The sequence below is a fragment of the uncultured Gemella sp. genome (assembly GCF_963525165.1).
GTDB lineage: Bacteria > Bacillota > Bacilli > Staphylococcales > Gemellaceae > Gemella.
Map to the genome: position 1 here is coordinate 40,421 of NZ_CAURJN010000003.1, position 26,417 is coordinate 66,837.

Here is a 26,417-nt window from a genome sequence, read left to right on the forward strand (position 1 = left end):
GTGCAACTTACTGCAACTTAAATTCTAATCTACTTCGCAACTTCTATTAATGCTTGTTTAACTAAGTCGAACTCTCTAGTACGAAGAGTTCTCATATCAAAGATAAGCTCGTTATCTTTAATACGTGTAATAATTGGAATTTCTACTTCTAATAAGTGACGTTCAATATCTGTCGCACTTAGCCTTGGGTGCTCTAATTTAACTACAACACTATCTAAGTAACTTGCTGGATAGCTTCCTCCACCGACTTCTGCTTTATCTTCAGCTATTGTAATCTTGAAGTCTAAGTCACTAAGTCTTGTTTTAAATACATCAGCTTTACCGAATAGACGCTCTTTAGATATTGAAATCATATGTAATGTAGGAATGTGTTCCAATGCTTCTTTTTCATCTAGATATAATTTCAATGTAGCTTCCAGAGCTGCTAAAGTCATCTTATCTACACGTAATGCACGAGTAAGTTGGTTCTTCTTCATTTGTTCGATATATTCTTTTTTACCAACGATAATACCTGCCTGTGGTCCTCCAAGAAGTTTATCTCCACTAAATGTTACTATATCAATACCACTATCCAGAACCTCTTTTACAGTTGGTTCATAAGGTAAGCCAAATCTAGAGAAATCAACAAACTGACCGCTTCCTAAATCATTTATAGAAACTAGTTCATTTTCACGAGCAAGATAAGATATTTCTTCATTTGATACTTCTTTAGTGAATCCTACAATCTTATAGTTACTAGTATGAACTTTTAGTAATGCTCCTGTGTTGTCAGTAATTGCGTTCTCGTAGTCTTTTAAGTGTGTTTTATTAGTAGTCCCTACTTCGACAGGAGTACCACCACTTAATTTAATAATCTCAGGAATTCTAAATGCTCCACCGATTTCTACCAGTTCCCCGCGTGAAACTACTATTTCTTTATCTTTAACTAGAGTATTTAATGTTAATAATACCGCCGCTGCGTTGTTGTTAACTACAAGTACATCTTCTGCACCTGTTAATTTTTTGATAATATCAATAAGATGAACATAACGACTACCGCGTTTTTTATTATCAATATCAAACTCAAGATTAGAATAGTTAAAAGCTACACTTTCAATGTTTTCTTTAATCTTCTGACTTAGTAAACTACGTCCTAAATTTGTATGTAAAATTGTTCCAGTTGCATTAATAACTCGTCGTAAAGAATTCTTATCTTCACTTTTCACTATTTGTGTAACTACTTCTACGATTTTCTCTAAACTTGGAACTTCATGTAGTTCTTCGTTTAATATTTCTTGTTTAATTCCATCAATATAGTTTTTTATTGCTGATTTTACAGCCACTTCACTATACTCTTGAATTAATGATTTCACTTCATCTAATAATAAGATCTTATTTATTGCAGGAATTTGTGATAATAATTGTTTTGACATAATAATTCTCCTAAATTTCTTTTGCTAATGTTTTTATAGCGTTAATAGCGTAGTCTACTTCCTCATCTGTATTCATACTTGAGAATGAGAACCTTACTATCCCTTGTTCTTTTGTTCCCAATACTTCATGCATTAAAGGCGCACAATGTGCTCCAGGTCTAACCGCAATATCGTATTCCTCAGCAAGAACATCTGCAACATCTGAAGCTGATATTCCTTTGAAGTTTAATGCTACTACCGCAGTACGATCTTTTGTGAAATCTCCATAAAACTCTAAGCACTCTAAGTCTTTTAATTCATTATAGAATCTATTCGCAAAGTCGATTTGTTTTTTATAAAGATTTTTAATTCCATGCTTATTTATATATTTTATTCCCTCATGTAAACCTAAGATTCCAGAAGTATTCAAAGTACCCGCTTCTAAACGTAGTGGATATTCCCCAGGGTGCTTCTCATCGAATGTTCTAACACCACTTCCACCAACTTTAAATCTCTTAATCTCTGGTTCTTTAAGCCTCACACATAGACCACCGATTCCTTGTGGGCCATATAAACTTTTATGACCTGTAAAACATAATACATCTATTCCCAACTCATCCATATTAATAGGTACTACTCCTGCTGTTTGCGAAGCATCTACAACTGAAATAATATTATGTCTTTTACAAATATCCGCAACTTTTTCTAAATCTACTATGCTTCCTGTTACGTTTGAACTATGTGTGATAGCAATCATCTTCGTATTAGGTTTAATAGCTTTTTCTAGTTCATCATAATTGATTAATCCTGTTTTACCAGCTTTAACAATAGTATATTCACACCCTATTGTTTCATGTGCTAAATATATCGGTCTTAAAACTGAATTATGCTCCATAGAAGTCGTAATAACATGATCTTCTTTTTCTAATAACCCTAAAATCGCAATATTTAAACTTTCTGTAGAATTACTAGTAAAGACAACCCTATCTTCTTCCTTCATACCGAAAAATTTTGCAACGTCACTTCTCGCTTCAAAAACTTCACGGAATGCATTATTTGCTTCATAATAACTACCTCTTGAAGCATTAGCATACTTTGCCGATGACAATACCTCATAGACTTTATCAGCTACTTCTTTTGGTTTTTTTAGTGATGTTGCACCGTAATCAAAATAATAACTCATATTACTTACCCTGTCTAAGTCATAAACAACCTAGCTCCCTTCAATATTTATTTCTTAACTAAAACTCTATAATTTTCTAAGCGTCTAGTTATGCCAATTTTATCCATATACTCTAAAATGGCCATAGAGTACTTTCTACTAGAACCTGTCATATCTCTAAACTCTGCTAGTCCTATTTGATCATTAGTTTTAAAATGATCTTCTACTTTTTGGACAGCATCTTTAAATACTTTTTCATGTAAAACTAAATCAGCATCTAATCTTACTACCGTATTATCTATAAGAGATTCTAACAACTCAACTTTTGGTTTTTCACCGTTTGTTAGTTCTTTAACACTTGGAGGTGTGAATCCACCATCTAATAATGCTTTTTCTATTCTTTCTTTTTCTGCCAGTTGTTTCTTATCATAATTAACTACGAAATCTTTTTCCGCAACTAAATTACCTTCTAAGCGAATTTCGTTATTTAGTATGAATAAGTCTAACAACTCCAACATTTCTTTTTGGGAAATTTTAAACTTAGAAAGTACTTCAATCTTAGGAATACCCACTTTTAATTTATATCTATTGTGATAGTCACTTAATAATTTCTTCAGTTTTTCTAACACTTCATCATATTTTTTCTTATGAATATAACCTAACTTTGTTTCATAGATTGTAGCGTTTTCTACTAATTGTGTTAATGACTCCTCTACCTCTTCTTTAGGAAGTTGAAGTTCTTTTAAAATATTCTCTTTAGAATTTAAGTAGTCAGTATGCGATAATAAATAATTATCAATTAAATCAGTTGTATTACCTTCAAGCTGAACTTTCAGTTTTTCTAAGATTTCTTCGTTAAATCTACTGTGTTTTTTAGGATTAGCATCTAATATTACCCCTCCACCTATTGTAATCATAGGTGAGTATGTACGGATAATGAATTTGTCATAGTTTTTAACAGCAATTTCTTCTTCAAGTCTAAGTTGTGCAAAACTACTTTCTCCAGCTTTTAATATGTCTGTTCCAAGCGGTACAACACGTGCCATTACTTCCTCAGTACCGATATAAACACGTACTCTATCCCATAATTCAAGATTTGCTCTCTCATCATTTATTAGTTTTATTTCAGTATCAAGCATGTATGTTTTTGTTAATGAACCTGCAGTGGCTAATGTATCACCACGTTTTACATCATCAAACTTAATATTCGCTAAGTTTATAGCTGTTCTTTGACCTGCATAGGCAGTTTCTACATCTTTTGAGTGAACTTGAATATTCCTAACTTTTGCTTTTACTTCTTTTGGATAAATTACTAATTCATCCCCTACATTTATAACACCTTCTGTAAGAGTCCCTGTTACAACTGTTCCAAATCCTTTTACTTGGAATGAACGGTCGATGTTAATTCTAGCATTTTTCTCAACATTTTTAGCTACGATATCTTCTGTTTTCTTATCTATTGTAGCTAATAATGTATCAAGTCCTTTTTTACTAATTGAATCAACTTCAATTATTGGAGAATTTTCAAGAACTGTGCCTGAGATAAATTCTTGGATATCTTCTTTTACTAATTCTCTATATTCTTCTTCAACTAAATCTATTTTCGTCATTACGATAATATAATTTTCTATCCCTAATAACGTTAAAATATCAATATGTTCTTTAGTTTGTGGCATGATTCCTTCTCTAGAATCAACTAGTAGTAAAACTAAGTTTATACCACTAACTCCTGCAAGCATATTTTTAATAAATCTCTCATGGCCGGGAACATCAACAACTCCACATCTTTTTCCACTCGGTAGATCAAAATATGCAAACCCAAGGTTAATAGACATCCCCCTGTCTTTTTCTTCTTGAGTAGTATCTGTCTCGATTCCGCTCAGAGCCTTGATCAACGTAGTCTTACCGTGATCGATGTGCCCTGCCGTACCAATAATTACATTGTTATTCATATATTTCACCTTTACACTATATTAAGAATAGAGATTATTTAAGAAAATTAAATTAAACATTTTAAACTTTCTCTATGTTAATCTCTATTCAAAATTTTATTTAATTTTATAATCTTCTAATTCTTTTATTGCTCTTTTGATTCCAATTTTTTTAGAATAGTATAGACCACGATATTCAATATTTTCTTCTTGTAACATTCTTACAATGTTATCAAAATTGTCCCATGCTGTTTTTAGCATAAAACCGCATCCTACACTTATTGATGGATGCGTAGGGATTAAGGATGCTGCAAGTTTTCTTTCTAAACAAATATTATCAGCCTTTATTGAATCATGCGTACTATTAAAAACAATTAAACCTTCTTCCACGCTATTTCCTCCTATGGTTGAATTACTTTGTTCGCTTTTCTCATATCTTCTACGATAAAGTACATGTTTGTTGGATTACCAACTGCTAAGTCAATCTTATGATAGTCAATACATGCTCCACAACAAACTATTTCTACACCAGCATCTTCTAGTGTTTTTAATTCCTCAATTACATGACTACGAGTTTTGTCTACTAAAACTCCTCCACCATTGTAGAAAATGATTTTTTTAGGTAGTACTTCTTGTTCCCCTAAAGCATATAGATAAGCTTTTATTAATCTTTTACCTAGTTCTTCACTACCATGTCCCATTTGATTTTTATTAATTACAACGATATAGCTGTCATCCTTAACAACTGGTACAGCTTCTAATTGTGGTGCTTCTTCTTTAGTAATTTCTACTTTAAAGCCACCTTCAATATCAGAAACTTTAAATTCATAATTATTTTTATCAGCAAATTTTCTAAGACTTTCAACACTGTCTTCAGTTTTTACTAATAACGTGACTTTTGTTTCTTTTTCTAATACACGTATAGCTTGAGTTACAGGTACAACACATGTATCACATAATGTATCAACAACTACACCTTCAGTAACCTCTCCTTTAGAGATTGTAACGATGTATTTATCTTTTGCTTCCTCTTTTACCGCAAAGTTATATCCTAATTGAGTTGCCATTTTTTCTAAATTTTGTGTAGCAATAACGTTATCTACAATTGTTTCGACTACATCATTATCCACTAATAATTTTTTTGTTTGAATAACTGGCATTGGACAAGCTAAACCTTGTGCGTCTAGAATTTCTTTTTTCATACTTATATTCTCCTTTTATAACAGTTCTATTTAACGATAACTGCTTTTTCTTGTTTTTCTATAACTTTTCCTACGATAGCACTCTTAATTTCAAGAGTATTAAGTTTTTCTAATAATTCATGTGCTTCACTCTCTGGTAAGCTTATTAATAACCCACCCGAAGTTTGTGGATCATACATAATTTCTTCTAATGCAAAGTCTTTAAGCTGATATTCTACATTTGGCTCAACAAACGTTCTGTTTAATTGTCCTCCTGCTGTAATAACAAATTCATTGGCACATTTATATGCTTCTTCAATATACGGAATGTCTTTTGTATATACTTCTGCAGAATGTTTACCATCTAACATCTCTACAAGATGTCCTAGGAAACCAAATCCTGTGATATCTGTACAACTATTTACGTTGAAATCTTTCATCATTTGAGCAGAGTATTTATTAAGTGTTGTCATTTGTTTAACGCTTTGAGCAAATGCTTCTTCTGAACACTCTTTAACCATATGAGCTGTATTAATAATACTTACTCCTAAAGGTTTTGTTACTATTAGTAAATCCCCTACTTTACAATTGTTATTTTGTAATATTTTATCAGGATGAACAATTCCTGTTACTGATAAACCATATTTTGGTGTAGCATCATGAATAGAGTGCCCTCCAGCAAGCACTCCCCCTGCTTCATGAACTTTCTCGGCTCCACCTTTTAATATTTGATGTAATATTTCTAAGTCCATATTTTCAGGAAAAGCAACGATGTTTAACGCTGAAATAACTTCTCCACCCATTGCATACACATCACTAAGCGCATTAGTAGCTGCAATTTGACCATATAAATATGGATCATTAATCATTGTCGTAAAGAAATCTAAAGTTTGAATAATCGCCTTATCTTCAGATATTTTATAAACGGCTGCATCATCTGAAGATTCATATCCTACTATTAAATTTTTATCTTCTTTTTTAGGAAGGTCTCTTAATATATCTGATAAGGCCCCCGGCCCTATTTTCGAGTTTCACCCTCCGCATACTATCATGTTCATTTTTTTCTCTGTCATATTTACCTCCAATTATACTATTACCTACCTATAATTATACTACTTCAGAACATTTTTTAAAAGCATTATTTAGTTTTTTAATGTAAAAATAGACAACTAACTTAGAATCAATTTCATCTGTTAGTTGTCTATAATTTTTTATATTTTATTTTACAAAACTTACGTGTACGTGATCATAGTGATTAGCATTTACACCACCACGATCAGGCATTAAATTTTTCTTATTAATCTAAGGCTATATACATTCTATCTATTACACTATAATAATAACACTCTACACAACCTTACATTAGGCTAGACAAATAGTAAACTTACGGAAAAAACAGCTAACCAAGATTACTTAATTAGCTGTTTTATTCTATTTATTTTACTGGATTTCCATTTAAATAAACTGTAGTAGTACCGTCTAAATATTTCCCTGCTTTTGGTGAAGTTCCGTTGAACACTCCATTTGAACTTTGATGTTGTACTAAATACACTTGACCATTTTTTATAGTTACTCCTACTCCTACATCTTTAGCAGTTGCATCTAATAATGTATTTCTGTGTCCATATGGATAAGTTGGGACTACATTCCCGATTTCTTTAAATAAAATATCAAATAAATGTTGTGCCACTTGTTCCGGTGTTCCATAATCTCCTGATATAGCGACATTTGCTAGAATTGAACCATTATATCCCGCTGCTCTTGCTGCATCTGTTTCATATCGTATAGTTCCATTTGGTCCATGGATGTTACCATCTATTGCACGAGTTGGAACATCCGCACTTCTTCTTTGTGAAGAAGTGTTTAATGCTGCATTCGGTATCAAAGCTGGTAATCCATTAATACTTCTTAATTGTGCAACTTTTGCTAAAAATGCTTGTTTTATTTGTTCTTCTCTAGTTCCTGCTACAGGTGGAGCTGGTATTTCTACTTTTTTAGGATCAACTTTTGCTACGTCCTTAGGTGCTTCTGTTTTTGGTGTATTTGTCATCACCGTGTTTACCGGAGTTACTGGTACCGTTGCCACAGGTGTATTAGCCACTAAATTCGTCGGGGTAGCCGATGGTTTTGTACCTTCAGGTGTATTTGGTTTCACTGTTGATGGTTCAGTAGTTTTTGGTGTCTCAGCCGGTTTTGTTGTTTTCTCTACAGGAGCAGCTGGCGCTGGTGTTCCTACTGTAGGAGCTGTTTTCTTAGTTAAATCGGCTATGCTTGGTACATCAGTAGGTGTTTCTGTTTTTTCTTCTCTGATTCTATTTTTTGATTCATTATTTGTTTTTTGTTGAGCTTTCACCTCATCTGTTGCAATTTCATAACGAACAGTAATTTTGAACGTGTGCCCACTTACCTTATTTACTGTAGTAAATGACTCTGCCTTAACAGTTGCTGTGTGAGGTAATTTTCTAGTAGGAACTTGTGTATTTAAATCTAATTCTACTACAACCTCTTCACCTGCTTTAATGATATCTCTTTTAATTAAAAATTCAGCTTTATTTTCAGTTGTAATACGAACTACTACATTAGCTACCTCTTTATCTGCCACTAACTTAGCGTAAAAGTGTCCATCTTTTTCAAATACATTTGCTTTAACATTCTTTACATTCACATCTACTGCTGCAGGTTGAACATCAACAGCCTTAGTTGGAAGAGCTGTTACCCCTGACAACAACACAAGACCTGTTAACACTTTACTAGTCACTTTCAATCCTTGTTTCTTCATTTGATATCTTTCTCCTTATTAATACTCTTTAACAATTATTTCTCTTATATTATAATTCATCTTCTTATTCATAATCAATAGATTTTCCATTTTGTAATACAAAATACATTTTGTAACAATTTAGAAATATTAAAAATTCCTCAATTACTTTATTTTTATTGTTTACTTAAAATTCTTACTTAAAACTAAAAACATTTTAAACACTTAATATTGTTATTAAATCAACTTTCTCTAGTTTTAGTTCTTAAATATATTTTAAAACTAAATTTAAAGTATATTTAAGGTTCGACCAGTATAATTATCACATAACTAGTAAATAGTTATAAACTTCATAAACTTTCCTTTTCTATAAGAGACCGAGACAAATGTGCTCGGTTTTTTTTGACTTAAACTAAAAAGATGAACAGATATAGTCTCAACCTATACCCGCTCATCTTTTATTCTTTATAAATGTCTTCCTCTAATATTGGGCTTTGTTTTACCGATAAACTATTTTCATCTATTACTACTATGTTTAACTTTCCTCCATACACACAACCACCATCTATATTAATTCTATTATTTTTCTCTTCAAAAAATGGTTCCTGTTTTATCGGACTATGTCCATGGAATACTTTTTTATGATATTTAGCTGTGCTACTCAAAAATGGTTCTCTTATCCAAATCATATCTCTATGTTTTTGATTCCAGAAATTTTTATTGAAATCTACTCCGGCATGAATAAAATAATATTCTGGACTCTCATATCTTGTAGGGAGATTTTTTATCCATTTTCTTAAAAACTTATACTCTTGTGCAAATTTTCTAAAATATATGCCTCTAGTTTTTTCGGTTGCTTCCGGGTAAAATGATTGTAATGTCGTTAAGCCACTATTCCTAAAATAATGATCCTGCCTTACTGACAAATCACCTCCATATATCGCTTCTTTTATTGCTAAATTAAACATATCTTCATGATTTCCTAATAGTACAACATGATTAGAATTTTCTTTTTGTAAATTATAAAAAAATTCCCAAACTAACTTAGTATTTTTTCCTCTATCACACATGTCTCCTAAACAAATTAGTTTGTCAGAATACCTGTCAAAATCTACCTCATCCAATAATTTTTTCATTGTATAAAAACTTCCATGTATATCAGAAATTACAATTGTTCTCATAAAAACACCTACTTTATTTATCTCTTGTTTCTATAATAATGCAAAATTACAGCATTGTAAATAGCAATCTTCCAACTATACTAATCTCTTTTTCTAATATTCTAATATTATTTATTATTTTTTTCGGTTATCGTTTTTAATTAAACTTTTCACATGATATAATGTTAGTAAATTATCCAGAAAGGAGTAGCATATGGAAAATAACTTACTTTGTTTTAAAAGCACATCTAAGCTTACTGCCCTCTCTTTACCAAAAATTTATAAAGAGGGATTTTTCGCGGATGATGGTGTTTGGACAAAATTAACAATCATAAAAGGTAAAATGAAATTTGCTTTTCTTAATTTAGAAAATGAAATTATTAGACAATATTCACTCAATCCAAAAAGTGAGGTTGAACTTATTAAACCTCTTAGTGTTTTCAAAATCACACCTAACTCTACAGATTTACAATTAAAATTAGACTTTTATTGTTCGCGTGAAGACTATTTCTATAATAAATATAATTTTAATTCCCCTCATCTAGAGGTTGTTAAAGCAACGAAATTTATAGAACCCTGTAAAACATTAGATCTTGGCGCTGGAAAAGGGAGAAATTCGCTATATCTTTCATCATTAAACTTTAATGTTACAGCAATAGATTACAATGCTGAGTTTTTACATGAATTAACGGATATTTCTATTAAAGAACAACTAGATATAAATGTAATTAATCATGATATTGCAAAAGCCAATATTAAGGGAAGTTATGACTTTATTTTCTCTACTGATGTCTTTATGTATCTGAATCCAACAAGAATACAGAGTATTATAACTAACATTAAACAACAAACACACCTTAACGGCTACAACCTTATCGTAAGCGCATTAAATGCAACAAAACACGGTCGTCCTCTAATGCCACTTCCTTTCACTTTTATTGAAGGGGAACTTAAGGAGTATTATAAAGATTGGAAAATCATCAGTTACTCTGAGAATATTACAGCCTCTCCTTATCCATATGCTATGGTACTTGCTCAAAAAGTATCATAATAAACCTAAACAGGACTAACCCAGAAGACCTAAATTTTAACAAGGTTTATAAACTCATAGACGCAGTGGTTTATTGATATCTAAATTCACTTTATAAAAGCTTTTTAGATATCTAATAAACTGTGCGGGGGTAACTTGACAAAATCTTATTTCTTCGAAATCATGATTTTTGAGTCACTCCCGCTTTCTTCTATTCAATATTTTCTCTAATATCTTTTTGATACCAAACTACATCATACCAACGATTAAATTTATAACCTACTTTTTCAAAGTGAGCTACTTTTCTAAATCCTCTTTTTTCATGAAAAGAAATACTTCCTTCGTCTGGATAGGCAATGCATGATGTCAATCTACATATACCTCTATCATAAAGTTGTTTTTCAAGTTCAGAATACAACTTCTCTCCAACACCTTTACCACGTGCTTTTTCATCTAGATAGATTGTAATCTCAGCCGTCCATTTGTATGCATCTTTTGGGTAAAACTCACTAGCATACGCATATCCTAGTATGTCCTGCCCTTCTGTTGCTACTAAAAACGGATAGCTTTGAATAGATTTCGAAATTTTCTCTTCAAATTCATGTACACTCGGTACTGTACAATCAAAGGTAATTGCTGTATGCTCTACATATGGTCTATAAATATTTACCAACTTCTCAGCATCTTCTAGTTCAACCGTTCTTACATTTATCATGATTTTCTCCTTAAATATTTCCCTTTACAAACTCAATAATTGCTTTAGTAGCTAATACCACTATTCCTATTATTATTTTTTAAAATTCATTTATTCTTCTTTATTTATACCCATCTAAAATTTCTCTTAATTTATGTCTAAAAGAATGCCTTCTCTTATATTTATCATCAAGATAATCTACCAAAGCAATACCATCTTCTAAGCCAAAAAGATTTTTATATTTAACAATATATTTACAAATATTCCTATAATGACTCCTGTCTGCTACTGGTTCTGACATCTCAAATATATAATCCATATACATATTTTTAGCTTCTTCCAAATACACATTTTTAATAATACTAGCATATTCCGAAATTTCATTAGGATATTCTCGTAGATAACTTAGCATCTCTCCTGCATCACACTCTCTAACAATTATCCCACACCATATTTCTTTTTTCTTCTTAGATTTTTTTAGTAATTTTTGATAATATTTATCAAAATCATCTTTATGAATGTTCTTTAATTCATCATAATAAGAAAATTCACCCAATAATACTAATCTTTCTAGTGTTTTCTTTTGGTCTGCATTATTATCTAATTTTTTGAAAATTTGAAGCCTATATTCTAACCATTTTTTCCTATATTTACCATTTTCTGACCATGGTTTTGTTGCTTCTAAAATATTCTCGATATTATTATTTCTTTCAAGTTTACTAATATAAATATCTCTAATGCTCTCATACCTTAAAAGTGTTTTTAAAGATTGCACCAATCCTTTTTCATCATTAGTTTTTTTATAAATCTTATAGATTAACTCTGCTGTTCTATTATTTATACTCTCATCATAATACAATTCACTTATGAAATTTAATTTTGATAAAAGTACTTGCTTAGCTCCAGGTAAACCACAAAACTGAACCAACATTTCTATATCTACTGCTATTTCATATCTATTACTAACTTTTACATTTAATTTATTAATCCTATTAAATATCTCTTGTCTAGAGGTAATAGATAAATTCTCTACACTAGCTAACTTTTCTTTAAAATAATCTATAACTATTTCCCAAACCTCATGATAAGAAGTAGTTTCAGTCAGTTTATTTAACTTATCTATCCCTTCTAGAAGTTTTATTGATATTTTTAGACATTCAAAATTATTTAATAATCCATCTACATCATTTAAAGTTTCTGAAATTCTATCTTTTAATTCATCTGTATCTACATAGTCATCATCATACTCTTCCCAATAATTACGACCATAACTATATCCATTTTCATAATCTTCTATCCCCTGTTCTTCTAGTTCTTCATATTCTAAAAATAACTTATCTATTTTTTCATTATAGTTTGTTAATACTTCTCTTTCATCTAATTGTAGCGCCTCTTTACGCTCTATTTCTTTTAAAAATCTTTCCCTAACTGCGCCGTTCTCCTCAACAATTTCTAATAAAATATCCAACAACTTCTCTTTAGAATAAGTTTCTAACAGCTCCCTTATCTTTCTGACATGTTCCTCTTTGTTTTTCTCAATATTTTCTAAATTTTCTTTGTAGTTTTCCACCAAGCTTTTAGTCTCTTGTTCAAAAACTATATCACGATAAATTTTTTCAGCTAAACACTCTACTGTCTCTCTTATCTTATAATATGCTGCAACTTCATGCTTACAGGTGAAAGTGATATCATACGGACAATTACAACGAGAATTTTTTATATTATTATCCTCATCTACCTGTACTATTACTTGATAATTTTCTGTTCCACTTACGTCAAAAATAAATTCATCAGCATTCCGACTACAACACTCTATCTTATCATCTCTATAATACAGATATCCTCTATCTAGTATTACTTGCGATACAGTTTTTTCAAAATCGCTTATATTCATCCTCTTTTACCCCTTTCTATTAAAATTTTCAATTTACATTTTACTCCTCATAAAACTATAAGTATCTTTTTGGAATAGCTTTATAATTTTACACTAGATCTTCTTTTTTAATTTTATCTAATAAAGCCGTACATCCTTTAGTTACATCATTGAATGTTGTTTTGAAATCTCCTGTATACCACGGATCATCGATAATTCTATCTTCTCCAGCATACTCTAATAATTTCTTAACCTCTCCTGTTTTTCTACCTGCAATAAATTTTTTAATATTTTCTATATTGCTGTCATCCATTCCTACGATATAATCTGCATCTAAATCATTATCGTTTAGAATACGAGAATACATTCCTTCTACCCCGATACCAACTTTAGCAAGTTCTTTTCTAGTTCCACTGTGAACTGGATTACCGTGTTCCCAACTACTTGTTGCAGCTGAATCAATTAGGATTTTTTCACTTAAACCTTCTTTTTCTACCATATCTCTAAATATTGCTTCTGCCATAGGTGAACGACAGATATTTCCTAAACAAACGAATAACACTTTTACCATTTTTCCAATACCTCACTTATATTTATTATCCATCTTATTATAACACAAAGAGATTAATTCAACACAATAAAGACAAGGGGGTGACCCAAAAGACCTAAATTTTAACAACGTGTATATAAGAACTCATAGACGCAGTGGTTTATTAGATATCTAAAATCGCTTTAGAAAAGCTTTTTAGATATCTAATAAACTGTGCAGGGGTGACTCGACAAAATCTTGTTTCTACGAAATCACGATTTTTGAGTCACTCCCATTGTTTTATTTTTATATTTTACATGATATAATGAAGTTAAACTTAACCGTTAGTAAGGAGATTAATATGACAAAAAACTTAGTATGCTATAAACGATTACCACTTTGGACAGCCGAAACACTTCCTAAACCATTTAGGCAAAAACACAATACTAGAAAAGACGTCTGGGCAAAATTAACTATTCTTAAAGGAAAACTCCAATTTACAGAATTAACTGAAGATAATGAAGTTGTGAAGGAGCATATATTTACACCTGAGAGTAATATTCCATTCGCGGAACCACAAGCATGGCACCGTGTTGCACCGTTATCTGATGATTTAGAATGTTTCTTGGAGTTTTACTGCGAACCAAAAAACTATTTCAAAAACAAATACGATATTAATCCTGCTCACTCTGAAGTAGTAGAAGCCATGGAGATTATTAAACCTTGTAAAACATTGGACTTAGGATCTGGTCAGGGGCGTAATGCTTTATTCCTTTCTAAACTTGGTTTTGAAGTCACTGCAGTAGATAATAATATTCCCGCTTTAGAATTTTTAATGGAAACATCAAAAATTGAAAATTTAGATATTAAAATAGGAAGCTATGATATAAATACAGCAGCTCTTAGAAATACTTATGATTTCATCTTTTCAACAGTAGTTTTAATGTTTATCGAAGAACAATCTATACCTAATGTTATTAAAAATATGCAAGACCAAACTAATATAGGTGGCTATAATCTAATAGTTGCAGCAATGTCTACTGATGATGCTCCTTGTCCTCTACCTTTCCCTTTCACTTTCAAAGAAAATGAACTTAAAGAATATTACAAAGACTGGGAATTTATTAAATATAATGAGGATTTTGGACAACTTCATAAGACTGATGCTAATGGTAATAGGTTTAAACTACGTTTTGCTACTATGCTAGCTAAAAAAATTAAATAAATTTTTTCTGTAAGCTACTTTTTTGACACCGTTATCAACACATGTTATAATTTTAACAAATCATTAAAACATTTGGGGTGCTTTTTGCTGAGAATATACCCATAGAACCTGATGTTGTTAGTACAACCGTAGGAAAATGTTTATTTTTAATCAAGTCTATTTTAAAGTATATATATAATTTAAAAATACCTCTTGTTGTTTTAATGAATACAAATAACAGGAGGTTTTTCTTATGAAAAAATGGTCTACAAAGGACATAATTATTATAGCCTTAATAGGTTTCTTATTCGGAGGGATATTCCTTGCAACAAGCTTGGTTTACGTTCCGTTAAAAGCTGCTCTTGGAGCAGTGGGGTACGCACCTTTTGCTAACTCAATTTTATTTGGATTATGGGTAATGGCTGGTCCAGTTGCTGCAGTACTTATTCAAAAACCAGGTAGTGCTACACTTGGAGAAGTTCTAGGAGCATTAGCTGAAATGCTATATGGTTCATACTTTGGTGCTGCTGTGCTAGTTTCAGGATTAGTACAAGGAGTAGGTTCTGAGGTTGGTTTCTTAGCTACAAGATACAAACGCTACGACACATTTTCACTATTCCTTTCTGCAGTGGGTATTACGCTATTTAGCTTCGCTTATAAATATTTCCAAGCTGGATACGAAGCATTTTCCGTAGGTATGATTCTAGCGATTCTAATAGTACGTTTTATCTCTGTATTCTTCTTTGGAGTTATCTGTGTTAAACTAATCTTGAATATAGTAAATAAAGTACAAAACAGCGGTAGTAAATAATGAATATCATAGAAATCGATAACTTTTCTTTGAAAATTAAAGATAAAGTCTTATTTGATAATGTTAGTTTAAAAATAAAAGAACATAGTTGGTTAGTTTTAACTGGAAATATTGGTAGTGGTAAGTCTACCCTGCTTCGTACTATTTGTAAATTAAATAAAGAACATTATGAAGGAGTAATTACTTACAAAGGGAAAAACATTGTTGATATTCCTATGCAAGAACACCTTAAAAATATTGGCTATGTCATGCAACATGCGATTAATCAATTTATTATGCCTACCTTAGAAGAAGAAATAATATTTGCATTAGAAAACCTATGTCTAGAACCACAGGTTATTAACGAAAAACTGGATTATGCTTTATCTATTACAAATACTCGTGAAATTTCTACAAAACATATCCATACATTGTCTGGAGGAGAACGTCAACGAGCTGCTTTTGCAGTAGCATTAGCAATGGGAAGCGAAGTTTTAATTTTAGATGAACCTTTTGCAAATGTCGATAAGAAGACTCGTAATTCACTACTAACTCTTCTGAAAGATTTAAATAACCATGGTGTGACTATAATCGTGTGCGATCATGAGCATCATCTATACTTGAACTATGCAGATACCTTTACTTATCTTTCTGATGGGAATTTAAAGTTAGTAACAAATCCAACTTCTAAAAATTCTAATGTGAAGTTATGTAACAATACTCAATCTGAACAAATCTTAAGACTAGAAAACATTTCTATACAACAAGGAAAAAAAGAATTATTAAATGTTGACGATTTTCATATATTTAAAGGAATTACGACTTTAACGGGAGATAATGGAACAGGAAAAACAACATTATTACACGCTATTTCACAATTAAAAAAATACGATGGAAATATATTCTTTAATGAGACAAAAGTAAAGAAATCAAGAAGGTTGTATAAAAAAATAAGTACTTGTTTACAAGATGCCTTTCAACAGTTTATTAGCTTAATGCCTCGTGAAGAGATTTCAATGCAAAAAGATATTTGGGAGCACGCTCCATTATGGCAAGAGAGACTTTTAAAAGAATTTGATTTAGAAAAAGAACTCGATAAAAGCCTCTATTATTATAGCGGTGGCCAACGAAAACTTATTCAACTTATGTGTTTACTGAGCCAGAAAACCGAGTTGCTACTATTAGATGAACCTTTTACCCATCTTGATGAAAGAGCATGCTCATTTATAATGGATTGGATTGAAGAAAATAAAAGACTTTCTGGACAATCATTTATTATTGTAAGTCATAGACTGGAACCACTAAATAATAAGAGTGATTATCATATTGAAATTTCAGAGAATACGCTACATTATGTAAAGGAGAATTATTATTATGCAGAAGAAAATAATTAGTCCTACTCTAGCATTAATAGTATTATTATTAACTATTTGGATTTCGTTTAGTAAATTATTAGTTTTAAATTTTATGATTATTGGTGTAACAATTCTCTATTTTTGTCTATCAAGATACTGGAAAAAGCTACTGTATTTCATACTAGTACCACTATTACCAGCATTGGGTTCTGCTTGGGCTATTATTGTTCATAGTTCTAATTATAAATTTGCTCTATTAATTTTTTCTAGGACATATAGTTTTGCAGCTTTAGGATTAATCACCGCAACATATATTTCACTTGTAGAACTACTAAAATACTTTGAACAACATGGGTTATCTTCAAATATAGTATACGGACTCTTAGTAGTTATTCAAGCTTTACCAAGAATACAATATGAAACACAAATGATTACAAAATCTAGTCGTCTTCGAGGGGTTTTCTTACCATTTTGGTCACCATATTACTATGCTAAAGCTATATTCATCGCGTTAACTTGGCAACCTCAAATTTCTGAGGCGATGACAGTTCATGCCTATGAAGACTTCAAAGCTCGAACACAGTATAATAAATACTCTGTTGATAAAAATAAAAGTATAATTATTTTAGTACTCTTCCTATTTATATCAATTTCTTTATTAATCATAAATAAATAAAATGATGCCATCATGGATAAAATCCATGATGGCATTACTATATTCAAAAAATAAAAAAAACTGGCGGGAATGTGTGGGAATCGAACCCACCCAAGAGGCTCTTAACCCCTCATACTAGTTTTGAAGACTAGAGAGCACACCAGAACTCATCCACTCCCATGTATGTTTATATTATACAATAAATATAATGAAAAATCAAGACTATATGTTAACGTATCCAAAGCACTTTTCTTTCATGTGATAATTTAGCTTTTATCTAACTTTCCAAAAGAAACAATAAGAAACAATTAAATTATTAACCACTTGCTTCCTATTTTTTACCACTTACCTAAAAGCTATTAATTTTTAAACTGAAATAATATATAATATAACTATAAACATTTAGAAAGGAGACAATATGAAAATTAATATCGAACTAGATTCAAATCTTAAAGAAATTGAACTAGTTATTAAGACCCCAGACTTAAATAGTGATGTCATCTTAATTAAAGAATTAGTTGAAAAAGCTATAGTTAATTCACAAAAAATAGTTTTCTATAAAGGTGATTCTGAATATTTCATTCCTCTAGAATCTATTTTATTTTTTGAAACTGACGATAATAAAGTCTATGCTCACACTACAGATGAATTTTTCGAGGTTAAATTCAAATTATACGAATTAGAGCAACTTATTCCTTTTTACTATTGTCGAATTTCTAAGAGTTCAATAATAAATACAAAAGCAATTTATTCACTAGAAAAATCTTTTTCTGGTTCAAGTACCGCTTCTTTTTCTAATTCAAAGAAGCAAGTCCATATTTCAAGACATTACTACAAAATATTAAAAGATAAATTAAAAGAAATGAGGTAAAAATAAATGAGAAGAAGTTTTATTGGATTATTTTTTATAATCCTTGCAGTAACTACTCTACTTGATGGATTTAATATTTTCCCAACCGGATCAATCTTTCTGGCTATATGTACTGTTGTACTAGGATTTTTCGCTATTCGAGGTTTAATAGATTTTGATTCATTTGGAACTATCTTTCCTCTAGCATTATTATTCTATGTGTACAATAAAAATTATCACTTTGCTGATATATCAGGTGGAAAAATATTCTTTATCGCTGTTTTCCTTAGCTTAGGTATTTCTATGTTTGTCCCTAGAAAATATAAATATAGAGAATTTAAAAGTTTTTACAAAGGAAAAAAACATCAAAAGATAAAAAATGGTGATGATTTTTCTGATGTAACATTCGGAGAAAATGTTCAGTATATAGACATAACTAAATCTGATTCATTCTCTGCTTCTACAACATTCGGAACTACTACTATCTACTTTGAGAAATTAGATACTTATCCTATTAAAAACTTTGACCTTAATGTTTCGATTTCTTTCGGAAATCTAAAAGTGTATGTTCCAAAAGAATGGGCAATCGAAAACAATACAAATAACTTCTTAGGAAAAGTTCAAAAAAACTCTCATAGCATCGGTAAAGATGTTAAAATTATCCTAAATGGTTCGGTAACATTTGGAGAAGTTGAAATAATTCATATATAAAAAATAACTCTCAAGACATTAAAGCTCTTGAGAGTTTTCTTTATTATTTTCTTCTTTCTTTTGCTGTTCTCTTTTTTCTACTAACTTAGATAAATAGATTGAACCTACAGTTAATAAAATTACTAATAATGATGCGATTAAAAATTCTTTACTGAAGATATTTGTACTAGTAGCTCCGAAGTTTAAGAATACTACTGTTCCAGGGATAATACCAAGTACACTCGCTATCATATATTTTGATAAACTGATATTAGTTAGACCATATCCGTAGTTTATCATATTATACGGTACTAAAGGTATTAGTCTCAGTATTACTAAACTCATCATTAGTTTTTCATCACTAACATTAAAAATTCTATCGTGTTGCTTAGGTGTCATTTTTTTCTTAAGGTAGTTTTTCACCCATTCACGACCGAAACGACGTGATATTACAAACATAATATAGCAATTCAATGAAGCTCCAACGAAGGTTAGTAAACTTCCTTCTACAAAACCAAATGCTACTCCTCCAGCAACAGCAAGTATCGGAACCGGAAAGAAAAATACCGGTAAGAACATAAACATTAATACATAAATTATCGGTGCTAAGACACCAAAACTTTGAATAAACTCAGTCATTACTCTCCTCCTATTTAAAGTATGCTGATACTTTCTCTAAAAACTCTAATTCAGTATATGAAGCGATTTTCTTAAATGTAGTATCATCCATCAGCATTTTATCATTTTCACTATACTGTCTAAATGCCATACTACACCAAGTAACTCCTCTTAGACAATTAAATATTAAATACCTCTCAAATCTCTTTCTATCAAAATTTCTATAATTACCATATTCTTCTAAAAACTCATTAATTTCATTTTCTGATAAAATAATATCAGTTTTCCAAAATGTCGTTGTCGGTGCTAGAAAATGGGCTAAATCTTGTTCACATTCACCTATTAATGCCTTCTCCCAATCAATAACATAGCTGTCTTCTTTTCCTTCACCTATTAAGAAATTTCCTGAATTTAGTTCAGTATTTATAATACATGGATTAGCAATACTATACTTTTCAGGTATAAGTGTCAGACACTTTTCTAAGAATCTATTAATATAAGAACTAACTTTCTCATCAGCTTTATCCCAAGCTAAATACTCACCTGCCATCTGTTTACATTCATCAAACATAAGTTGGAATGGGTTGGCTGCATTGATTAATTTATTGTCTCCATATGGTGTATTATGAACCTTACTTAATAAATAAGCTGCAATATACATATCTGTTTTGTAATTAAGTGGTCTTCCTTTTAAGAATTCCATTGTTAAATATTTATACGGTAATAAATTCGTCTCTGTTACTAAATCATAAGGTTTTGGTGTAACTCTACTGTCTTTCAACAATTGCAGCGTTTCGTATTCATATTCTATTTGATTTTCAAGATTCATCTGGCTCTTCATATTTATTCTGAGAACCTTTTTCAAATCTCCTTCCTCAAAGGTAAAATTAATATTATATTCTCCAGCACCTAACAACTTAATATTATTATAACCTGTCTCTGCTAATAAAAGGTCTTCTTTAGTATCGATGTCTAAGCCAGCTTCTCCTAAATAATAACTTAACTTCTGCTCATCACAAACAGTAAGTAAATTCTCTAAAACGCTATTATCTCCATAACTTGGAAGATTAAAAACTTCTTTAATAGCTTTTTTCATACCTATTAAAAAATAACCACCATCAACACTTGGATTTATAACAACATCATACTCATCTAATTTTTCAAATGCAGCATGAATCATATTTTCTTTAAGATTATAGATGTCTGAGCCTAATAAAATCACCTTGTCACTAGACTGTAACTCCTCATCAATTGCGTTATACATTTTATCACCAAGTGTTTCACCTACTTGATAAGAAAATTCTCTATTTTCTAGAATATCCACCATCACACTATCATCAATACTTTGACCATCATGATAGACTGCTATCTCTTCTCCACACTCTTTTAAAACATTATAGTTTTTTTTCATTAATTTCTTTTGAATTTCTACAGCAGTATCCGGAGATACAAAGTCATATAACCTTGTTTTTGTTGTACCTACCTTCGGCACTCTTGTAAAAAATATTATTCTGTTTTTCATCTCTGAAATTTTCCTTTTATATAAAAAATATTTAAGGGAGTGACTCAAAAATCGTGATTTCCAATAAACAAGATTTTGTCGAGTAGCTTCCCACGATAGTTAATTAAATATCTAAACAGCTTTTATAAAGTAAATTTAGATATCAATAAATCCCTACTCTATGAGTTCTCATATGAACTTTGTTAATTTTTAGGACTTTTGGGTAATCACCTATACAAAAAAGGGAAACTCAACTACAAAATTTCTAATTGAAATTACTATTTTGAGTCACCCTTTTACTTTATATATTAATGTTTGTGTCCAGCATGATCATCTTTCTTTTCTGCAGAATGATCATGTCCTTTGTGCTCATCATGTCCTTAATGTTTCTCTGCACCTTTTACTGCGTCACTTGGATCTTTACAGCAATCTGCAATTTCAAATTTATAACTGTGTTCTTTAGTTCCATCAATTGCATTACATACATTTTTGTATCCTAAATCAATAAGTTTTTGAGCAACTACTGAAGAACTATTTCCTGTAGAACTATATACATATATTGGTAATGCTTTATTTTCCGGTAAAATTGATTTTAAATCATCTAATTTTTTAACATCGATATTTTTTGCTCCAGCTGCGTGACCTTTTTCAAAATCAGCTTTATCTCTTACATCTAAGAGCACATTGTTTGCAGCTGTGTCTAATAATGCATCTTGGAATTTACTGCTACTTAATGATGAATATTTTACAAGATCATAGTTATAATCTTTTACATTTTGAGCTCCAGATACATCTTTAAACCCTTGTTTTGTAAGTTTATCTATAGCATCCTTTGTCTTATCTGATTTATCACTATAAACTACTACTTTCTTCTCTCTCCAAGTACGAATTTCTTCAATACTCTTATCTATTTTTGATAATGGAATATTAATGGCGTGCTTAAGGTGACCTTCTTTATAAGCCGCTTCATCTCTAATATCTATAACAAGATAGTTTTCTTTTTCCTTATCATCTTTTTGAATTTTGTTTAACTCCTCACCTTTTAATTCTTTTGCAGATGAAGTAGTTGAACATCCTACTAAAGTTAATGATAACACTGCTGACATACTTACAGCTAAAAATTTATTATATTTCATTTATTTTTCTTCCTCTCCTTATTTAATAAAAGACAAGGTGGGACCCTAAATTTCTCATATATTTACATAGAACCCTGTCCTTTATTAGTATAACTTAAAAATAGTTTTTTTTCTAATAAATTATATTTTATTTTACTCATTTTTTATAATATTTTCTTAAAATTTGTATTCGTGTTCTTTAGCACCATCAAAAGCATTATATACATTTGTATATCCTAGTTCTACTGCTTTTTGGGCAGCTTTAGATGAACGATTACCGCTATAGCAGTAAGTGTAAACTGGTGCATTTTTATCAGTTGGTAATAATACTGCTAAGTCTTTATCAATATTCTTAACGTCGATATTTTTAGCTCCAGCTACGTGCCCTTTTTCATAGTCTTTTGCTTCACGAACATCGATAAATGTCCCCTCTTTTTTATCAATTGCTGCTTGGAATTCATGAGCAAGTAAAGTAGTAAATTTAACTATATCATAATCTTTATAGTCTTTAACACCTTGAGCATTAGAAACTTTTTTGAAGCCCGCTCTTACAAGTTTATCAGCAGCTTCTTTACTTTTCTTACCAGTATTACATATTGTTACCACTTCTTTATCTTTCCATGCACTTAAATGCTCCGCATGTTTTTCAATATCTGCCAATGGGATATTAATAGCGTGTTTTACATGCCCTTCTTTATATTCATTAGCATCCCTTACATCGATAACAAGATATTTTTCTTTTTCTTTGTCATCTTTTTCTATTTTATTCAGTTCCTCCCCTTTAAGCTCTTTTACTGCAACTGTTCCATTACTGCTGGTCGAAGTACTATTTGAAGCTGAAGAACACCCTGCTAATGATAAAGATAATACAGCAGCCATACTGACAACTAATAATTTATTCTTTTTCATAAATTTATCTCCTTTGTAATAGTTTTCATATGTAATAGTTTTCATAAATAGTATAACAAATTCAATAAATTCAATCAATAGCACTTCCCAATATACCGAATAATTATTTTACTTTTTACATTGTATTTTGATTTACATAAAAATATAATAAAGACCATAATTCACTAGTAATTATAGCCTTTATTATGCACCTTATTTTTTTTATACTTTCGTTATATTCAGAAAAATAATAATATTTTTTACAGTTTATCAGCTTCTAAATCTATAAAAAACTGGATAATATTTTTAACTTTATAACCAGTATAATTTTCTAACTCATCATCAAAATGCCATTTTCTTTCTACTAAACAAGTTTTCATTCCTAGTTTATTTGCTGGATTTATATCATAATGTAGAGAATCACCAATCATCATAGTTTCACTAGCCTCTATATTTTCCTTCTCTAAAACATTAATAAATGCTTCTACTTTGGGTTTACTAATATAGGTTTCATCCGAAATATACAATTCGAACAAATTTTCCAAACCTAACTTAGCTAATTTTTCCCTCTGTTCACAAGATTTCCCATTTGTTAATAATATCATTTTATATTTTTTTGAAAATCGACTTAACCATAAATTTACTTCTTCGTTAGGTTTAATTGATTCCAAGATAAATTCAAATTGTTTTTCATAATAGAATTTACAATCTTCTTCTGTAAGAATAATTCCAAATTTCTCTAAGGTTAGCTTTAATCGTTTATTTCTGATTTCTTTTAGCTTCATATTTCCCTTTAAAACCTCATCAACCAGTATATTGTTGATAGCTTTGTAGTGTTTGAAAAACTCTTCATAACTTGCAATTTTGTCGTATTTTAAATATTCATATACCAGTTTGTTAGATTTTTTCCAAATAGTACTAAAATCATATAAAGTATTATCTAAATCAAAAATTAAGTTTTTTATCGTAGACATCAATTCCACCTCCCTTATTAAAATTCACGTTAACTATTTATATACATTCTCAACATTATTATAACATAATAATAAAAAATAAAGGAGCTCATTTCTAAAATTATAATTTTAAATTGAATAGCTCCTTTATTTTTCTATTAAACATTTAATTATTCGGGTCGTATAATTTGAAAGTAAGGGAGTGACTCAAAAATCGCAATTTCGTAGAAATTGATTTTGTCGAGTCACCCCTGCACAGTTTATTAGATATCTAAAAAACTTTTATAAAGCGTATTTGGATATCAATAAACCACTGCGTCTATAAGTTATAATATATACTTTTTTAAAATCTAGAACCTTTGGTTTGAGTCAATCACTTACTTTTTTTATTTTAAATCTTAGTTTGCTCAGATTCTAGATACTTTACAGCTGGTCTCGCTTCATAAACAATTGTCCCTTCTGGAATACTATGTTTAACAACTGCATTAGCACCTATTTTAGAATTTTTACCGATTGTAATATTTCCTAAAACTTTTGCACCAGCACCTATCATAACATTGTCACCTATCGTGGGATGCCTTTTAATTGGATCTAATGTTGTTCCACCTAACGTTGTTCCATGATACATAGTGACATTATCTCCTACTACTGCTGTTTCACCTATAACTACCCCCATACCATGATCTATAAATAGTCCTTTTCCTATCTTTGCTCCAGGATGTATTTCAATACCAGTCTTACGACGCGCTCTTTTTGACAATAAACGAGCAGTTGTGTGCCAACCCTTTTTATATAACTTATGAGCAAAAAAATGATAGTTAAGAGCCTTTATATGTGGATACGTAAGATATACCATGAGTTTCGACTCAGCTGCAGGATCATCTTTCAAAACTCGATTCAAATTATAATTTAAATTTTCAAAATAACCCATTACACTTCTACGTGTGTAACATCCTCGAAATCAAGTACTGATAAATACTTATCCACCCCATCCGGTAAGATTGTTACAATATTTTTACCTGGATATTTCTCAGCAGCCTTTTTAGCTCCAACTATCGCAGCTCCTGAAGAAATACCTATACCTATACCTGTTGAACGTAAGAAGTTTTTAGTCTCTTCGATTGCTTCTTCACTAGTTACAGTATATACTTCATCCATATACTCTTTTCGGAAGTTTTCTGGAATAAATCCTGTTCCAATACCTTGAATTTTATGTGCTCCTCCACGTCCTTCACTTATAGCTGGTGATTCAGCTGGTTCTACAGCAACAGCTACTACTTCTGGTTTGTTTTCTTTTAGATATTTTGCAACTCCTGTAAATGTCCCTCCAGTTCCAACACCAGCAACAAAGACATCGATATTTGGCACTTGTTCTAAAATTTCACGCCCAGTAGTTTTGTGATGGTATGATGGATTAGCTGGATTGTCAAATTGACTTAAAGAAATTGCATTGCTATATTTTCCTCGAATTTCTGCAGCTTTTTCGATTGAACCTTTAATACCTAATTCTTTAGGAGTTAAAATTAGTTGTGCTCCGTAAGCTTTGATAATATTACGTCTTTCAATACTCATACTCTCAGGCATAATTATAACAGCTTTTAAACCTAATACTGAAGCTAAAATAGCCACAGCTATACCAGTATTTCCACTAGTTGGCTCTACTATAATAGTATCTTTATTAATAGCACCTTGTGACATAGCTTCTTCTAACATACCTAGTACAGCTCTATCTTTAACACTTCCTCCTAAGTTGTATTTTTCTAGTTTCACAAAAATGTTTGTGTTATCTAATTGATATACGGGTGTGTTCCCTACGAATTTTAATGATGTTGAAATCATAAAATCCCTCCTCTTCTGACTTATTAAAATAACTTTATTATTTGATTTTGATTATATCATATTTTCTTACTGAAAATAAAGTAATTAAACTAATGTTTTTTTAACGTTTACATAGATTTAATAAGGTTTTATATTTAAAAATATGAGAATACTAATATTAAAATTTATAAAATTCAAATCTCCTAAATGCTTTTATGGATAAATTTTTATATAAATTACTACAATATTCCTTAAAATAATCATTAAATAA

Annotated in this window: 25 protein-coding genes, 1 tRNA gene and 1 riboswitch; of the genes, 7 read left to right on the forward strand and 19 right to left on the reverse strand. The window is 30.4% G+C overall.

The window, feature by feature from the left end:
• Positions 1-29: 29 nt before the first annotated feature.
• The 8 genes from selA to RWQ74_RS01125 all read right to left on the reverse strand — a co-directional run bounded on the left by selA (position 30) and on the right by RWQ74_RS01125 (position 9,604).
• Positions 30-1,412 carry an L-seryl-tRNA(Sec) selenium transferase gene (selA, locus tag RWQ74_RS01090; RefSeq protein WP_314395997.1) on the reverse strand — a complete coding sequence of 461 codons (1,383 nt, stop codon included), beginning with the start codon at positions 1,410-1,412 and terminating at the stop codon, positions 30-32.
• 10 nt (positions 1,413-1,422) lie between these two features.
• Entirely contained in the window at positions 1,423-2,574 is a 1,152-nt protein-coding gene (locus RWQ74_RS01095; RefSeq protein WP_314395999.1) for an aminotransferase class V-fold PLP-dependent enzyme, read from the reverse strand.
• A gap of 47 nt (positions 2,575-2,621) precedes the next feature.
• Positions 2,622-4,505, reverse strand: coding sequence for a selenocysteine-specific translation elongation factor (selB, locus tag RWQ74_RS01100; RefSeq protein WP_314396002.1), 1,884 nt, complete (start codon positions 4,503-4,505; stop codon positions 2,622-2,624).
• Positions 4,506-4,601: 96 nt separating this feature from the next.
• Positions 4,602-4,874, reverse strand: coding sequence for a DUF3343 domain-containing protein (locus RWQ74_RS01105; protein WP_314396003.1), 273 nt, complete (start codon positions 4,872-4,874; stop codon positions 4,602-4,604).
• Between the two features lie 11 nt (positions 4,875-4,885).
• The gene (gene yedF / locus RWQ74_RS01110; protein ID WP_314396005.1) at positions 4,886-5,686 is read right to left on the reverse strand and encodes a sulfurtransferase-like selenium metabolism protein YedF; all 801 of its coding nucleotides are present in this window, start codon (positions 5,684-5,686) and stop codon (positions 4,886-4,888) included.
• A 26-nt stretch (positions 5,687-5,712) separates the two neighbouring features.
• Positions 5,713-6,687: a selenide, water dikinase SelD gene (gene selD, locus RWQ74_RS01115; protein WP_399540720.1), complete on the reverse strand. Its 975-nt coding sequence runs from the start codon at positions 6,685-6,687 to the stop codon at positions 5,713-5,715.
• A 413-nt stretch (positions 6,688-7,100) separates the two neighbouring features.
• Complete coding sequence (locus RWQ74_RS01120) at positions 7,101-8,444, reverse strand: CAP domain-containing protein (RefSeq protein WP_314396009.1); 1,344 nt, start codon at positions 8,442-8,444, stop codon at positions 7,101-7,103.
• 437 nt (positions 8,445-8,881) lie between these two features.
• A complete protein-coding gene (locus RWQ74_RS01125; RefSeq protein ID WP_314396011.1) occupies positions 8,882-9,604 on the reverse strand; it encodes a metallophosphoesterase in 723 nt (240 codons plus the stop codon).
• Positions 9,605-9,797: 193 nt separating this feature from the next.
• On the opposite strand from RWQ74_RS01125, the gene tehB (RWQ74_RS01130) reads away from it, so the two are divergent.
• Entirely contained in the window at positions 9,798-10,634 is an 837-nt protein-coding gene (tehB, locus tag RWQ74_RS01130) for a tellurite resistance methyltransferase TehB (protein ID WP_314396013.1), read from the forward strand.
• 190 nt (positions 10,635-10,824) lie between these two features.
• Here tehB (RWQ74_RS01130) and RWQ74_RS01135 read toward each other — a convergent pair whose 3' ends face one another.
• The 3 genes from RWQ74_RS01135 to RWQ74_RS01145 form a co-directional block, all read right to left on the reverse strand.
• Positions 10,825-11,328, reverse strand: coding sequence for a GNAT family N-acetyltransferase (locus RWQ74_RS01135; protein WP_314396015.1), 504 nt, complete (start codon positions 11,326-11,328; stop codon positions 10,825-10,827).
• A 100-nt stretch (positions 11,329-11,428) separates the two neighbouring features.
• Positions 11,429-13,201: a hypothetical protein gene (locus RWQ74_RS01140; protein ID WP_314396017.1), complete on the reverse strand. Its 1,773-nt coding sequence runs from the start codon at positions 13,199-13,201 to the stop codon at positions 11,429-11,431.
• Positions 13,202-13,289: 88 nt separating this feature from the next.
• Positions 13,290-13,751: a low molecular weight protein-tyrosine-phosphatase gene (locus tag RWQ74_RS01145; RefSeq protein WP_314396019.1), complete on the reverse strand. Its 462-nt coding sequence runs from the start codon at positions 13,749-13,751 to the stop codon at positions 13,290-13,292.
• Between the two features lie 319 nt (positions 13,752-14,070).
• Here RWQ74_RS01145 and tehB (RWQ74_RS01150) point away from each other — a divergent pair, with 319 nt between their 5' ends.
• The 4 genes from tehB (RWQ74_RS01150) (at position 14,071) to RWQ74_RS01165 (ending at position 17,734) form a co-directional block, all read left to right on the forward strand.
• Positions 14,071-14,934, forward strand: coding sequence for an SAM-dependent methyltransferase TehB (gene tehB, locus RWQ74_RS01150; RefSeq protein ID WP_314396020.1), 864 nt, complete (start codon positions 14,071-14,073; stop codon positions 14,932-14,934).
• A gap of 63 nt (positions 14,935-14,997) precedes the next feature.
• Positions 14,998-15,086: riboswitch (TPP riboswitch) on the forward strand.
• Between the two features lie 80 nt (positions 15,087-15,166).
• Entirely contained in the window at positions 15,167-15,724 is a 558-nt protein-coding gene (locus RWQ74_RS01155) for an ECF transporter S component (RefSeq protein ID WP_314396023.1), read from the forward strand.
• A complete protein-coding gene (locus RWQ74_RS01160) occupies positions 15,724-17,097 on the forward strand; it encodes an ABC transporter ATP-binding protein (RefSeq protein WP_314396024.1) in 1,374 nt (457 codons plus the stop codon). Before RWQ74_RS01155 ends, RWQ74_RS01160 begins: the two co-directional genes overlap by 1 nt.
• Complete coding sequence (locus RWQ74_RS01165) at positions 17,078-17,734, forward strand: energy-coupling factor transporter transmembrane component T (RefSeq protein WP_314396026.1); 657 nt, start codon at positions 17,078-17,080, stop codon at positions 17,732-17,734. The genes RWQ74_RS01160 and RWQ74_RS01165 overlap by 20 nt, the downstream gene beginning before the upstream one ends.
• A gap of 61 nt (positions 17,735-17,795) precedes the next feature.
• Here the strand turns inward: RWQ74_RS01165 and RWQ74_RS01170 are convergent.
• Positions 17,796-17,892: transfer RNA gene (locus RWQ74_RS01170), tRNA-Sec, on the reverse strand.
• 239 nt (positions 17,893-18,131) lie between these two features.
• Here RWQ74_RS01170 and RWQ74_RS01175 point away from each other — a divergent pair.
• Entirely contained in the window at positions 18,132-18,584 is a 453-nt protein-coding gene (locus tag RWQ74_RS01175; protein WP_314396028.1) for a LytTR family DNA-binding domain-containing protein, read from the forward strand.
• A 6-nt stretch (positions 18,585-18,590) separates the two neighbouring features.
• Positions 18,591-19,274, forward strand: a complete 684-nt coding sequence (locus tag RWQ74_RS01180) for a LiaF transmembrane domain-containing protein (protein WP_314160000.1) — start codon at positions 18,591-18,593, stop codon at positions 19,272-19,274.
• Positions 19,275-19,292: 18 nt separating this feature from the next.
• Here the strand turns inward: RWQ74_RS01180 and RWQ74_RS01185 are convergent, their stop codons facing one another.
• From RWQ74_RS01185 to RWQ74_RS01215, 7 genes are all read right to left on the reverse strand, one after another.
• Positions 19,293-19,892 (reverse strand): TVP38/TMEM64 family protein, encoded by a 600-nt coding sequence (locus tag RWQ74_RS01185; protein WP_314160001.1) that lies wholly within the window; start codon positions 19,890-19,892, stop codon positions 19,293-19,295.
• Positions 19,893-19,902: 10 nt separating this feature from the next.
• The gene (locus tag RWQ74_RS01190; protein WP_314160002.1) at positions 19,903-21,393 is read right to left on the reverse strand and encodes a TIGR04282 family arsenosugar biosynthesis glycosyltransferase; all 1,491 of its coding nucleotides are present in this window, start codon (positions 21,391-21,393) and stop codon (positions 19,903-19,905) included.
• 359 nt (positions 21,394-21,752) lie between these two features.
• Positions 21,753-22,508 carry a rhodanese-like domain-containing protein gene (locus RWQ74_RS01195; protein ID WP_314396031.1) on the reverse strand — a complete coding sequence of 252 codons (756 nt, stop codon included), beginning with the start codon at positions 22,506-22,508 and terminating at the stop codon, positions 21,753-21,755.
• 156 nt (positions 22,509-22,664) lie between these two features.
• Entirely contained in the window at positions 22,665-23,396 is a 732-nt protein-coding gene (locus RWQ74_RS01200) for a rhodanese-like domain-containing protein (protein WP_314396033.1), read from the reverse strand.
• A gap of 239 nt (positions 23,397-23,635) precedes the next feature.
• Positions 23,636-24,349: an HAD family hydrolase gene (locus RWQ74_RS01205; protein WP_314396035.1), complete on the reverse strand. Its 714-nt coding sequence runs from the start codon at positions 24,347-24,349 to the stop codon at positions 23,636-23,638.
• Positions 24,350-24,719: 370 nt separating this feature from the next.
• Entirely contained in the window at positions 24,720-25,259 is a 540-nt protein-coding gene (cysE, locus tag RWQ74_RS01210; protein ID WP_314396037.1) for a serine O-acetyltransferase, read from the reverse strand.
• Positions 25,259-26,167, reverse strand: coding sequence for a cysteine synthase family protein (locus RWQ74_RS01215; protein WP_314396039.1), 909 nt, complete (start codon positions 26,165-26,167; stop codon positions 25,259-25,261). Before RWQ74_RS01215 ends, cysE begins: the two co-directional genes overlap by 1 nt.
• Between the last annotated feature and the right edge of the window lie 250 nt (positions 26,168-26,417).

Coding starts and splice junctions, on each gene's coding strand:
- cysE (WP_314396037.1), bottom strand. CDS start 25,259: ATGGGTTATTTTGAAAATTTAAATTATAATTTGAATCGAGTTTTGAAA.
- RWQ74_RS01215 (WP_314396039.1), bottom strand. CDS start 26,167: ATGATTTCAACATCATTAAAATTCGTAGGGAACACACCCGTATATCAA.
- selA (WP_314395997.1), bottom strand. CDS start 1,412: ATGTCAAAACAATTATTATCACAAATTCCTGCAATAAATAAGATCTTA.
- RWQ74_RS01195 (WP_314396031.1), bottom strand. CDS start 22,508: ATGAAATATAATAAATTTTTAGCTGTAAGTATGTCAGCAGTGTTATCA.
- RWQ74_RS01135 (WP_314396015.1), bottom strand. CDS start 11,328: ATGATAAATGTAAGAACGGTTGAACTAGAAGATGCTGAGAAGTTGGTA.
- RWQ74_RS01120 (WP_314396009.1), bottom strand. CDS start 8,444: ATGAAGAAACAAGGATTGAAAGTGACTAGTAAAGTGTTAACAGGTCTT.
- RWQ74_RS01140 (WP_314396017.1), bottom strand. CDS start 13,201: ATGAATATAAGCGATTTTGAAAAAACTGTATCGCAAGTAATACTAGAT.
- RWQ74_RS01185 (WP_314160001.1), bottom strand. CDS start 19,892: ATGACTGAGTTTATTCAAAGTTTTGGTGTCTTAGCACCGATAATTTAT.
- RWQ74_RS01095 (WP_314395999.1), bottom strand. CDS start 2,574: ATGAGTTATTATTTTGATTACGGTGCAACATCACTAAAAAAACCAAAA.
- RWQ74_RS01145 (WP_314396019.1), bottom strand. CDS start 13,751: ATGGTAAAAGTGTTATTCGTTTGTTTAGGAAATATCTGTCGTTCACCT.
- selB (WP_314396002.1), bottom strand. CDS start 4,505: ATGAATAACAATGTAATTATTGGTACGGCAGGGCACATCGATCACGGT.
- RWQ74_RS01175 (WP_314396028.1), top strand. CDS start 18,132: ATGAAAATTAATATCGAACTAGATTCAAATCTTAAAGAAATTGAACTA.
- RWQ74_RS01155 (WP_314396023.1), top strand. CDS start 15,167: ATGAAAAAATGGTCTACAAAGGACATAATTATTATAGCCTTAATAGGT.
- RWQ74_RS01125 (WP_314396011.1), bottom strand. CDS start 9,604: ATGAGAACAATTGTAATTTCTGATATACATGGAAGTTTTTATACAATG.
- RWQ74_RS01200 (WP_314396033.1), bottom strand. CDS start 23,396: ATGAAAAAGAATAAATTATTAGTTGTCAGTATGGCTGCTGTATTATCT.
- yedF (WP_314396005.1), bottom strand. CDS start 5,686: ATGAAAAAAGAAATTCTAGACGCACAAGGTTTAGCTTGTCCAATGCCA.
- RWQ74_RS01165 (WP_314396026.1), top strand. CDS start 17,078: ATGCAGAAGAAAATAATTAGTCCTACTCTAGCATTAATAGTATTATTA.
- tehB (WP_314396020.1), top strand. CDS start 14,071: ATGACAAAAAACTTAGTATGCTATAAACGATTACCACTTTGGACAGCC.
- tehB (WP_314396013.1), top strand. CDS start 9,798: ATGGAAAATAACTTACTTTGTTTTAAAAGCACATCTAAGCTTACTGCC.
- RWQ74_RS01190 (WP_314160002.1), bottom strand. CDS start 21,393: ATGAAAAACAGAATAATATTTTTTACAAGAGTGCCGAAGGTAGGTACA.
- RWQ74_RS01160 (WP_314396024.1), top strand. CDS start 15,724: ATGAATATCATAGAAATCGATAACTTTTCTTTGAAAATTAAAGATAAA.
- RWQ74_RS01180 (WP_314160000.1), top strand. CDS start 18,591: ATGAGAAGAAGTTTTATTGGATTATTTTTTATAATCCTTGCAGTAACT.
- RWQ74_RS01205 (WP_314396035.1), bottom strand. CDS start 24,349: ATGTCTACGATAAAAAACTTAATTTTTGATTTAGATAATACTTTATAT.